This is a genomic window from Providencia sp. PROV261, assembly GCF_028477945.1.
GTDB classification, from domain to species: domain Bacteria; phylum Pseudomonadota; class Gammaproteobacteria; order Enterobacterales; family Enterobacteriaceae; genus Providencia; species Providencia stuartii.
Genome location: NZ_JAMPMC010000015.1, coordinates 24,013 through 36,388 on the forward strand (window position 1 = coordinate 24,013; position 12,376 = coordinate 36,388).

Sequence of the window (12,376 nt, forward strand, 5' to 3'; positions counted from 1 at the left end):
TGAATCGTTAACTATTTTTCGGTCATCATGTGCCTGCTTTGTTGTTAGGATCAACATATCAAAAGCAGGCAATTACACGGTTTAAATTACAGCCTTTGCCGAATTAATGGAAACGTTCTCCATCTTCTTCGCCGTCTTCGTCTTCGTCATCATATTCAGCATCAGGGTCTTCAAAGTAAGTTCCCCAACCATCATAGTTGATACCTAATTTTTCAGCTAACTTCATCAACTGTTCAACTTGCGCATCGATCAACTCTGCATTAAGTGCACTTTCGCTGATCACATCACAACACATTAGCGTCACACCATTTTCGACTTCCAGCTCTTCCGCATCAGTGACTTCATAACCTAATTTAAAGGCTTCTACTGCTGCTTTTTCTAGTAGTTCAAAATTGTCTGCTGAGAAATGGTGTTCAATTGCATACAATGCATCAGGATCACTGCCATCTTCCAGTAACTCTTCAATAATTAGACGCGTTTCTTCGTATTGTGCCTCTAACTCAGCTTTATCCACCATATCCACACCTCTTTTTTCATTATCGCTAGTCTCTAGGCCATTCTCCCATAGGGCTGCCAGTGACACCATACCTGAATGAATAATTTCTTTTCTATTGGGGGTTGATTTTGAATTTTTATGAATATAAATTGAATATTAATTCAAATAAAAAAGGCTGAATTTTATGAACCCCTTCTATAAAAAGCATTTTCTTAGGTTACTTGATTTTACACCTAACGAAATTCATTCATTATTGAAACTGTCAGCATGGCTAAAAGCACAGAAGAAAGCTGGCCTCGAAAAACCGCTACTCGCGGGTAAAAATATTGCCCTTATCTTTGAAAAAGACTCTACACGCACACGCTGCGCCTTTGAAGTTGGAGCGTTTGATCAAGGAGCTAGAGTGACTTACCTTGGCCCTTCCGGTAGTCAAATCGGGCATAAAGAGACCATGAAAGATACCGCGAGAGTGCTTGGTCGGATGTATGATGGTATTCAATATCGGGGGTTTAGTCAGTCAACGGTTGAAACCTTAGCAACACATTCGGGAGTGCCTGTATGGAATGGATTAACGAATGAATTCCATCCCACACAGTTATTAGCCGACTTACTCACTATCCGAGAACATCAACCGAACAAGCCTCTATCCGAAATTAAATTTGCTTATTTAGGCGATGCGCGTAACAACATGGGGAACTCCATGCTAGAAGCCGCCGCACTGACGGGGATGGACGTACGTTTAGTTGCACCAAAAAGTTGCTGGCCGGAAGCTGAATTAGTTGAAATTTGCCAAAAAGCGGCACTGAAAACGGGAGGGAAAATCACGCTCACTGAGGATGTCGCTGAAGGGGTCAAAGGTGCAGATTTCCTGTATACCGACGTTTGGGTGTCAATGGGTGAAGCAAAAGCAGTCTGGGCTGAACGAATTCATTTACTTAAGCCATATCAAGTGAATATGGATGTCATTAAGCTCACTGGTAACCCAGATGTCAAATTCCTACATTGTTTACCTGCATTTCATAATGAAGATACTACCCTTGGCGCACAACTCGCTAAAGAGTTTGATATGTGGGGAGGTTTGGAAGTCACGGAAGAGGTTTTTGAATCCCCTTACAGCATTGTGTTCGATGAAGCAGAAAACCGTTTACACACAATCAAAGCGGTAATGGTTGCAACATTAGCACCTGAATTACCTCGTGGTGTTATTTAATTGAGTGGCTTAGGTCGGTGGTGCCTACTCATAAAAGTTGAGGTAATAGGCACCACAATATCGCACAGACTCGAACTCAGCCTAATTGAAATCGGCGATACGGTGACTTAAGGTCTTTCGCCATTAGCCAGTCGAATATTTATCTTCTCTATAAGATCAGGTAACTCAGCTAATGTCCCTATCACATAATGCGCCCCCGCAGTAAATAATTTATTAGCTGCTTGCTGGCGTAATTGTGTGGTGTCATCGGCTGACATGCTTTGATATTCATCCCATGTTTTACCAAACTCATTACCTGATAAAGCAAGACCAACACTCCACATACCCGCATTACGCCCTTCTTCAATACCCGGTGCCGCATCATCAACCTTAATGCAATGGGCAACTGAATCGATACCCAATTCAATGACATTTTGTAGCGCCATCCATAAGCCAAGGCGACCACCCGCCGCTAAATCATCACTCGCAATCCAATAGTATCCGACCGAACGGCAACCAAAAACTTTAAATACAGGTAAGCTGTAACGGTCAACTAAAAATGGAGACTACCTTAGCCATTCTCAACGACCTAAAATAGTCTCCAAATGTCACTTGCTTATTTTTATTTGGTAAGTCATCCACTTTTTATCTTGGCTATTCAACTTCAGTTCATATTGATTATTCCATAAGAACGTCGCTGACTTGTCTGTGTAATGCGGTAATACTAAATGCATTTGTACTGGTAAGTCAGAAATTATGCGATAATTATTTTTAGGTTTAGAATATTCATGGTGTGAGGAAATATATTTACTGAAAATATCAATATTTCTTTCATTTCCAATATCTAAATAAGGGCTATCTTTATTATTTTGAAAAAAAGGCGCATATTTACTAGCAACAATAATAAAGGAATCTTCGTCCGTTATTTCTATACCATTATAACGAATATTAGATATCCTTCCTTTTTTCACCTGTTCATTCCGCTTACCAGACAAGTCGTATAACGGCTGATTGCTAATATTTACATCATATGTCAACCCTATTATTGGGTAAAATAGAAAACTATGAAACTGATTATTTATCAAAGGAGTAGAGTCACCATCAGGGGAGTTGTATATATTCGAGCTCATTTCTAACCATTCAATTATCTGCTGTTTATTTACTCTTAGGGCGGATAAATAAGCAGGGTAGAAAATTTGATTTAAGTCTCTATTCGTAAGCTTTCTATCCTGTATATCAATGATATAATTATCGTCATTTAATGAAAAAGAAGGTGAAATAGAAACAAGCAGCTTATCATTTTCATTTGTGTAATTTTTCATATAATCATGAATTGAATCAACAAGGAGTGTTGTTAAACTTTCATTTCCTATTAAATTAAAATTATTATCAATTTTAAATTGATCAAGACTGACCTCCTTATCTAAATCTTTTTTTAAGTCTATTTCTGTATCATTTATACATGATAATACACTTTTAATAGTATTTTCCGCAGCAGGCACATCACTTTTTTCTAACTGATAACCTTTACTACTTTTTATAAGCCATTGCCCATTCTTTTTTTCAAGGTTAAAGGTTATTGCAGATACTGACTCCCCCCATTTCCCTGGTTGTGCAGCTGGCTTATCAAATATTTTTCCTGATTCAATATTAATATTTTCATGCGCTATCGTTTTTTTAGAAGGAAATATTTCATGAGTATGACCAAATAAAACACCATCAATATTTGGATTTCTTGCAAGATAATATGCTACATTCTCCATTCCATATTCAATTGGTGATACATCAATCCCTGAATGGGATAAAGCAATTACAAGATCTGCACCATCCTTTCTAGCCTTATCTGCTGCGCTATTGGCAGATTCTAGCATATCAAAAAATATAATTTTATTTTCCAGTTTACTTTTATTAAAAAGCATTGTTTGCGGAGGAACCAAGCCTATGTAAGCAATTTTCAATAAGTGATTTTTACCTACGTCATCGATTACATTTTTTTCTTTTATAATATACTCAGGATAAAGGCTTTCCTGTTTTTCTTTATCAATAACATTACTTAAAACCACAGGAAAGTTTGCACCTGAATAAGACTTCTTTAAAAAATCAATGCCATTATCAAAATCATGATTACCTGGAGTTGCGACATCATAATTTAGGGCATTCAAGCTGCATATAATAGGAGAAATATTATAATAGGCATCATTCTGATTATAACGTTTAATGACATGATTACCGATTGGGTTTCCTGATAAAAGATCGCCAGTATCAACTAAATAAGTATTTTTATGGTCACGTCTAAACTTTTCAATAGTGCCTATCCATGATATCAAACCATAATTTTCGCTTTTAGTATTACTGTAATAGTTATCATCACTAATAAAAGAATGGATATCTGATGTACTGAGTATATTAACCTCAACTAAATTATCAGCATACGATGATGAGATTAAAACGCTTATTAATAATGAACCAAGAAATATTCTCTTCATATTATTATCTCAAAATTAATTTATTATAATAATTGTTTTGCACTAAACATTAATGTTTATTAAGTCATTACGCCTTGACTCAAATTAATGCGTGATCCAATTATCACAGGCGAGTTGCGCCACTTTCATTTCTATATCAAAAGGAACTGGTTGTGGGATATTTTTTAATGTTTTACTACTGAGTGCTATTTTTTCTAAGCTTAATGTTTGTAGCGCCAGCCCTAAATCCATAACTTCAATAGGATTACCATTACCTGCGGATAAATTGACTAAATTTGCATCAGACATTAAAAATATATTTTTACCTGTTTTCAGTTGGTATCTGTTGATATTAGGCGTGACGTCTTCGCAACTAGATGTGATGGAATTCAGCGCTTTTATATCAACTTCACGTTGAAAGTGCCCTGCATTTGCCACAATGACATTATCTTTCATTGCCGTAAAATGCTTCGAGGTCAGTATGTTATCTCGTCCCACTACACTGACAACAAAATCAGCATCACACAAAGTATCCAAAAGTTCCGCGGTCTGAAAACCTTCTAAATGTGCCTCCAACCGAGTCAGTGGATTTGTGTCAACAACAGTAACATGAGCCCCCATTCCTCTGAAGCGCTGCGCTACACCAGAACCACAATATCCATATCCGATAACGACAACCTTTTTACCGTGTATCATCACATTAGTCGCATGAGCAATACTTTCAACAACTGATGAACCGACGCCATATCTGTTTTCTATAATTCGCTTAGACTGAGTATCATTAATAATGAGTGTTGGCCAAAGTTGAGAAACAAAGTTTTCTCGTAAACGATTTGCCCCTGTTGTTGTCTCTTCAGTTGCACCAATAATTGTCTTTTGTAACGACTTAAATTTAGGATCAGTCAGGACTAGTTCATGCAAATCAGCGCCATTATCAGCAATGATGCAAGGGTTCATTTCTAATACCTTTTTACAATAGGTAATATGATCCTCAAATGACTCGTTTCTTCTCGCAAAAACACTGACATTCATATACTTAACCAATGCTGCGGCTGTTTCATCCTGTGTCGAACCAGGAGAGCCTGTAATGGCAATTCTTGCGCCACCTTTTGTTAAAGCTTCAAGCCATACTCCTGTTTTCGCTTCAACATGCAAACAAATGCCAATAGTCATTCCTTTAAAAGGCTGTTCCTGTTCAAGTCTTTTTATTAAATGCTTCATAATAGGCATATGTGTTTTTGCCCAATTGATACGCTTCATCCCAAGTTCTGCCAAACTCATATCTTGAATAGAGTACTGATCGATATCTAACATAATATATACCTCAAAAATTTTACATTTTTATTAAACATGAATTTTTTTAACATTGTTTTTTGTAAAAATCAGATAGACCACATAAGCTAGTGTAAATACAAGCGTATAACTAGTGAATATAATCCAGAACATTTTCCAATCAACAACACCATTCGTTGTATTAAGGTCTAATACCCAACCACTCAGTATTGCCCCTAAAAAAGTACCAAAACCATTAACCAATGTAGTAAATACACCTTGCGCGGTAGATCGAAATTCCGGGGTTATTTCTTTTTCCAAAAATAAAGAACCAGATATATTAAAAAAATCAAATGCACAACCATAAATTATCATAGAAAGAAATAACACCATGGTTCCTATATATGTAAAATCGCCATAAGCAAATAATCCAAAACGTAATATCCACGCAATCATACTTAGTAATAAAATTTTCTCTATTTTTATGTACCTTAATAACAATGGGAGTAGCAATATAAACAAGACCTCAGAAAATTGCGATATTGATAAGAATATTGTCGGATGCGCTGAAAAAATTGAATTTTTGGCTTCAGGTAATTCAGAAAGGTCTTGTAAAAAAGGTACGCCTAATGTATTTGTGATCTGTAAAACAGATCCTAAGAGCATAGAAAAAAACAGAAAAACAACCACTTGAGGCTTTCCAAATAGAATTTTTAAGTCGCTAAATTCAAAAGCATGAGGAGCATCTATTACAGATTTACTGTGATTATTTATTGAGATAAAAACAATAGAATAAATACTCAAAATAACAGAAGCAATTGCAGCAATGTACAGTTGATAATAGCTAGTTTCTAATTCCAATAAACTAATTATCCACATTGCGGATATAAACCCAACCGTCCCATACACTCTAATTTTAGGAAAATATTCTTCTGAATTTAATTTTTCCTTACCAATAGTTTCAAAAATTATGCTATTGCATATCGACATTGTTGGCATATAAAAAAGAAGATGAAACAATGTCATTAAAAAAAGTAAGCTAAATGAAGAACTATGCGCCATTAGAATTAGAAAAAATGCTGATATCAAATGAGTTGTGACATAAACTAATTTTCTATTGTTGATTTTATCTGCTATTAGACCGATTAAAATAGGTGAGCATAATGATGCTATTCCTAGTGTGCTAAATATTAACCCTACATCCCCACCTTTAAAATGAAGGGTATTGAGCATATATGATGCAAAGGTAACTAACCAAGAGCCCCATATGAAAAACTGTAAAAATGAAACTATTTTTAATCGAGTGATTATACTCATGATAGTCTTTTTACCTCACGAAATAATATATAAATACACTTATTTATTATGGGAGCCGAGGCATTGCACTTAAAAATATTTTTTAACTTAAATTAATCACAGTCTATCCCATAAACGCTTATCATGTTCAATTAATATACTCACTAACTAGTAAGAATAAAGTGATGTACTTCACAATAGGTTATACGTATGACTTGATGGTGATCATATCATTGAAGAATACTGATAAATTAGTAGGCTCAAATAGGTTTTATCCCTTAGTATTAATACATGCGGTCATTACCTATTTGATATAAGAATATATTATTATTTATCTATTGATTATGTTTTTTATTGTTGGAGAGGAAATGTCTACGGTTAATAGCAAAGATGTCGCCCGTTTAGCGAATGTATCACAATCAACAGTATCTCTCGTATTCAGTGGTCGTTATCATGGCAGAGTATCTGATAAAACGCGCGAAAAAATTCTCAGCGTTGCAAAAGAACTTGGTTATCATCCCAATATTAATGCGCAAGTTTTACGCAGTGGGAATTCTAAGACTATCGCCTTTATTGTCCCAGATATTCAGCAACCTTATTTTGCAAAAGTTGTTCACGCAGCAGAAATTTTCGCAACCAAATCTGGTTATTCTTTAATTCTTTTAGATAGTTATGCTAACAAACAATGGCATGAGCATCTAATATCATTATTTCAAAGTAAGCTTATCAGTGGCGGTATAATTTACTCATGTGACAAGAAAAACATCGAATTATTAAGATATTACCGAGAAAAACTGATATTTATTGAGTCTGATGACGAAAAAAACAACGATATTTGCTTAGAGGTAAAAAAAGCGATCGAATCTATATTTTACATTGCAAGTAAAATGAAACGATTCAGAGTTGGTTCTTTTAGAATTGATCTTCCAAGGCAACACTTCTTAACGCGGCATGAACTTTTTGATCAGCAATTCAATTCATTAGAAAATCCAGAAAAATCTAAACATATCGTGTATTCATCATTCAATCTCGCGCAATCAACTGAGAATGCAGAGATATTACTGCAGCAAAAACCCAATATTGTTTTTTGTGATGACGATATTTTAGCAGGCGCTATCTATCGGGCAGCAAAACACCTGAACATTCATATTCCTAACGATGTGGCAGTAATAGGATTCAATGACACAGATCTTTGCAGCTATTTGAACCCAGAATTATCTACCGTACAAATTCCGACTCAATACATAGGGGAAATCGCTATCAAAATGCTATTGGAAAAAATATCAAATAATCCACAAATCATAGAAAAACAGTTCGTTACGTTAAAAGTTGTTACTAGAGGGTCGACACAAGCTTAATCCTCGAATAAATATCAAGAAACTTGATTTTAAGTGAAAGGAGACGGTCGAGTATTTGATGCGTTGATTATAGGATAAACTGCACTTTTTGTGGGCTTGTTGCAAAAATTGTCGAAGTGAACGACATTAAGGTCATTGCTCGCTTCTTTAGGAAAAGTCATGTCACTAAAGTCAGTGATATGCTGGCCAAACACGGTATGTCGGTTCATCGCTCGACAAATTATCGTTGGTTTATTGAATATGCACCGATACTCCATAAAAACTCAAAAAATATCAATTTATTCGAGCTGTCTCTTCTTGGCAGCTCTTGGGGAGCATTCGATGCCGATGGAATTAGTGCTGGGCATGAGTGCTATGCGCATAATGTCGGTGTTAGCGCAATCTCCAGCACCTCTGCAACTCTTACCTTCTCCGAAATATAATCATGGTCAGCCGTGATTGCGGATAGAAAAAGGCAGTCCTAATGGAGTGACGGATTTATTGCTACCCCAACAGGGTGATCCGTTTAACGAAATTTACCTCAAAGAAAAAGCATGGTGGCAGATGTATGAGCCTGATATTTTAGATAAAGGTCAGGGTGTTATTGATGGTTAAATTAGAACGACTCGCTAAGCGACTCAGTCAATGACAAATATCTCTCTGATTTGACTGTTTTTATACAAAATAACTGGAAACGTAAGTGGACTTAGACGCAAAAAAATCTATTTTTCTGTATGCAAACGCTTGCGTCATGAAAAGACACGCGTATAATGCGCCACAATTTGCCGGGAGAAAACATGAACGCTGTTGCTCTATTTGTTTCAAAGAACACCTCCACTGCACTGCCTTCTGGCGGTCTGGACAGCCTGTTTTTCCCCTCCGTATTTCAAGAAAAGCCCCTCATTGAGGGGCTTTTTTTTGGCCTTTCACCTTATACGTCTTGCTGACACAGGAGAACAACGATGCCGAACCCTCTATACCTACGCGACATAATCTCAATTAATGATTTAGATCGCACCGACCTTGAACTTGTGCTCAAAGTGGCTGCCTCCCTAAAACAGCAACCTCAGCCAGAATTTTTAAAACATAAAGTCATCGCCAGTTGTTTCTTCGAAGCGTCGACTCGCACACGTTTATCCTTTGAGACCGCAATTCACCGCCTAGGAGCATCTGTTGTGGGGTTTTCTGACAGCACCAACACGTCACTGGGGAAAAAAGGTGAAACACTCGCAGATACCATTTCGGTGATCAGCCAATATGTCGATGCTATCGTGATGCGCCACCCACAAGAAGGTGCTGCACGCTTAGCCAGCCAATTTGCGGGGGAAATTCCCATTATCAATGCTGGTGATGGTTCAAACCAACATCCAACACAAACACTACTCGACCTCTTTACTATCCAAGAAACCCAAGGTCGTCTTGAAAACCTACAAGTCGCAATGGTGGGTGATTTAAAATACGGCAGAACAGTCCATTCACTGACACAAGCCCTCTCTAAATTTGAAGGCAATCACTTTTATTTTATTGCGCCAGAAGCGCTATCTATGCCAATCCATATCCTGCATCTTCTTGAAGAAAAAGGCTCCACATACAGCTTACATAACAATATTGATGAAGTGCTGCCTGAGTTGGATATCCTTTATATGACACGAGTACAGAAAGAACGTTTAGACCCGTCTGAATATGCCAATGTCAAAGCGCAATTTGTACTCCGTGCCACAGATTTACAAGATGCCAAACCCAATCTTAAAGTTTTACATCCATTACCGCGCGTTGATGAAATCACTGTTGATGTTGATAAGACCCCTTACGCCTACTATTTCCAACAAGCGGGTAACGGCATTTTCGCAAGGCAAGCTTTGTTGTCTCTGGTTTTAAATAAAGAATTGGCCATCTGAGGAGAAACACATCATGACACACGATCATAAATTACAAGTTGAAGCAATTAGTTGTGGCACTGTCATCGACCATATTCCTGCTCAAATTGGTTTTAAGCTATTGAGTCTATTTAAACTCACCTTAACAGATGAGCGCATTACCATCGGTTTAAATTTACCCTCGAATAACTTGGGGAAAAAAGATTTAATCAAAATCGAAAATACTTTTTTGACACCAGAGCAAGCCAACCAATTAGCGATGTATGCACCAGAAGCAACCGTTAATCGTATCGAAGACTACCAAGTGGTTGAAAAATTAGAGTTACGATTACCTGAATATATCGACAATGTATTGATTTGCCCAAATAGTAACTGTATTAGCCATAATGAGCCGGTGTCTAGTAGCTTTAAGGTGAAAAAAATGGGCAAAGAAGTGGCGCTAACCTGTAAATTTTGTGAAAAAGAGTTCGACAGAGACGCCGTTATTAATAACCAATAAATGAGATTCGTGTGACCACGGCTTTGTATGTGAGCTTCAAAGCTTTATACTGAACTTCTATAAGCGAAAGTTACCACTTTTTTACCTGATTAAACGGAGTATTTATGTCATACGAAATCAGTACAGAAAACGCACCGGCAGCTATTGGCCCTTATGTTCAAGGTGTTGACTTAGGCAGTATGGTCATTACATCTGGCCAGATCCCTGTTGATCCAAAAACAGGTGAAGTGCCTGAAGATATCGCGGCACAAACTCGTCAATCACTCGCAAACGTGGCAGCTATCTTAGAAAAAGCAGGCCTTAGCGCTGCCAATATCGTGAAAACCACGGTATTTGTGAAAGATTTGAACGATTTCGCAACCGTAAATGCAACTTATGAAGAGTTTTTCAAGCAGCATAATGCACCATTCCCAGCACGCTCTTGCGTTGAAGTTGCCCGTTTACCGAAAGATGTAAAAATCGAGATCGAAGCGATCGCTGTTCGTAAATAATTTATCTATCATTGGAAAACCTGCTAAATAAAATTGGCAGGTTTTTTTATCAATGCCCCAATGTATTTCCTACCAGCACAATAAAATATTTTGTGCACTATCTTGTTATTTCATCACCATTCCGGCATATTTGAGCCGCATTTTAAATTGCCAATTCGGCTATGCCATCAATTTCACTAAGGGGGTTACCATGCGTAAAAACAATCTAAATAAATTCACTGCATATTCTATTCATTCATAATTTAGAGAAGGTTTACTTCTCTAAAAAGGAGAAGTTAATGGTAACACTTGTTGAGCTGAATCAAGATAACTGGGAAGATTGTGCTGATTTGCAAGTATCAGAGGAACAATCACAATTTATTGCTTCCAATTTATATTCAATTGCCGAAGTCCAATTCTTACCACGGTTTATCGTTAAAGGGATCCAGCATCAAGAAACACTCGTTGGGTTAGTCATGTATGGCATTGACCCTGACGATGGGAATTATTGGATTTATCGCTTTATGATAGATGAATCTCATCAGCGTCAAGGCTATGGTTTGCAGGCCATGCTTTTATTAATTGATGAGATAAAGTCATCAAATAAGGATAATATTCCTGCCATTATGATTGGCTATCACACCGATAACGTGGGTGCACACCACTTTTATCAGAGTGTCGGGTTTGAATTTCAAGGCCTAGCTGATTGGGGGGAGTATTTAGCTAAGTTTGATTTAATCAAACAATAACCCTTTTGATTTAAAGGCGTGACTTGAAGTGGCCTCCAATAACTGGGCAACCAATTATTGGGGGTCTTTTTGTATTCAATGGGATTGGCAATTAAAGCCATCACAAAGGATAATAAGTATTGCTCAAATAATATGCTATTGAGGTTTATCTTTAGAGTCACCCTTGATTATCTCAAAACAATTCACTTATATATCAATGCATTAAAATATAGTCGAGCATTAGAAAATATCTATTAGCGATATTAATTACAATGCTAACAACAACCCCTTTGACTTCTCCTTCGGACCACTTATTGGTTTAGGATTATGAATTGATATTATTAATGTTGTTTTCACTCGTACAGAAACTAGAGAAAAATGGCGTAAGTTCTGTCTGCATATGGAAGAAAAAGAGGAATCACGCAATAAGCCAGACTTGAATGGCTATACAAGGCCTTTTCATTGAAGCTCGGCTCTTAGACAGCGGATTAAAACTAACTTTTGATAATGAAATGAAGCTCACTTCTAAATTAGAAGGGGAATTTAGTGGCAGTATTAACTTTAGGTTAGTGGTGGATAAAAATAGGATCGGTTTAACCGTAACTTAAATTCAATTATAAATTTGAGGTTAAAGCTGGTATAGTGGGAAATGAACAAGTCAATTAACAGGTTCTACTACCAATAAATTTAAATGAGAATTTCTCCCAGAAGATATAGTTCTCGCTCCTAAGGCTGAAGGTACGATAC

General features: G+C 36.8%; 11 protein-coding genes and 2 pseudogenes. 8 read left to right on the plus strand and 5 right to left on the minus strand.

From position 1 onward, the window contains the following. Positions 1–103: 103 nt before the first annotated feature. Complete coding sequence (rraB, locus tag PR675_RS10800) at positions 104–517, minus strand: ribonuclease E inhibitor RraB (RefSeq protein ID WP_060561499.1); 414 nt, start codon at positions 515–517, stop codon at positions 104–106. A 163-nt stretch (positions 518–680) separates the two neighbouring features. On the opposite strand from rraB, the gene argF reads away from it, so the two are divergent. Beyond that, a complete protein-coding gene (argF, locus tag PR675_RS10805) occupies positions 681–1,706 on the plus strand; it encodes an ornithine carbamoyltransferase (RefSeq protein ID WP_014657351.1) in 1,026 nt (341 codons plus the stop codon). Between the two features lie 107 nt (positions 1,707–1,813). Here the strand turns inward: argF and PR675_RS10810 are convergent. From PR675_RS10810 to PR675_RS10825, 4 genes and pseudogenes are all read right to left on the minus strand, one after another. Continuing rightward, positions 1,814–2,182, minus strand: a pseudogene (locus tag PR675_RS10810) (HAD-IA family hydrolase); the annotation flags it as partial. 111 nt (positions 2,183–2,293) lie between these two features. After that, on the minus strand, positions 2,294–4,171 hold the full coding sequence (locus PR675_RS10815; RefSeq protein ID WP_060561470.1) for a metallophosphoesterase: 1,878 nt from the start codon (positions 4,169–4,171) through the stop codon (positions 2,294–2,296). 84 nt (positions 4,172–4,255) lie between these two features. Next, positions 4,256–5,464, minus strand: a complete 1,209-nt coding sequence (locus PR675_RS10820; RefSeq protein WP_004915914.1) for an adenosylhomocysteinase — start codon at positions 5,462–5,464, stop codon at positions 4,256–4,258. Positions 5,465–5,494: 30 nt separating this feature from the next. After that, a complete protein-coding gene (locus tag PR675_RS10825; RefSeq protein WP_060561471.1) occupies positions 5,495–6,739 on the minus strand; it encodes an MFS transporter in 1,245 nt (414 codons plus the stop codon). A gap of 347 nt (positions 6,740–7,086) precedes the next feature. Here PR675_RS10825 and PR675_RS10830 point away from each other — a divergent pair, with 347 nt between their 5' ends. The 7 genes and pseudogenes from PR675_RS10830 (at position 7,087) to PR675_RS10860 (ending at position 11,650) form a co-directional block, all read left to right on the plus strand. Next, positions 7,087–8,076, plus strand: a complete 990-nt coding sequence (locus PR675_RS10830) for a LacI family DNA-binding transcriptional regulator (protein WP_014657347.1) — start codon at positions 7,087–7,089, stop codon at positions 8,074–8,076. 170 nt (positions 8,077–8,246) lie between these two features. Then, positions 8,247–8,383: pseudogene (locus tag PR675_RS21005) on the plus strand (IS6 family transposase); the annotation flags it as partial. A gap of 469 nt (positions 8,384–8,852) precedes the next feature. Beyond that, on the plus strand, positions 8,853–9,002 hold the full coding sequence (locus PR675_RS10840; protein ID WP_004915905.1) for a hypothetical protein: 150 nt from the start codon (positions 8,853–8,855) through the stop codon (positions 9,000–9,002). 15 nt (positions 9,003–9,017) lie between these two features. Continuing rightward, on the plus strand, positions 9,018–9,953 hold the full coding sequence (gene pyrB / locus PR675_RS10845) for an aspartate carbamoyltransferase (RefSeq protein ID WP_014657345.1): 936 nt from the start codon (positions 9,018–9,020) through the stop codon (positions 9,951–9,953). A 13-nt stretch (positions 9,954–9,966) separates the two neighbouring features. Continuing rightward, positions 9,967–10,431, plus strand: a complete 465-nt coding sequence (pyrI, locus tag PR675_RS10850) for an aspartate carbamoyltransferase regulatory subunit (RefSeq protein ID WP_004915901.1) — start codon at positions 9,967–9,969, stop codon at positions 10,429–10,431. 104 nt (positions 10,432–10,535) lie between these two features. After that, a complete protein-coding gene (gene ridA, locus PR675_RS10855) occupies positions 10,536–10,922 on the plus strand; it encodes a 2-iminobutanoate/2-iminopropanoate deaminase (RefSeq protein ID WP_004915899.1) in 387 nt (128 codons plus the stop codon). Between the two features lie 278 nt (positions 10,923–11,200). Next, a complete protein-coding gene (locus PR675_RS10860) occupies positions 11,201–11,650 on the plus strand; it encodes a GNAT family N-acetyltransferase (protein WP_004915894.1) in 450 nt (149 codons plus the stop codon). The last annotated feature ends 726 nt before the right edge of the window (positions 11,651–12,376 follow it).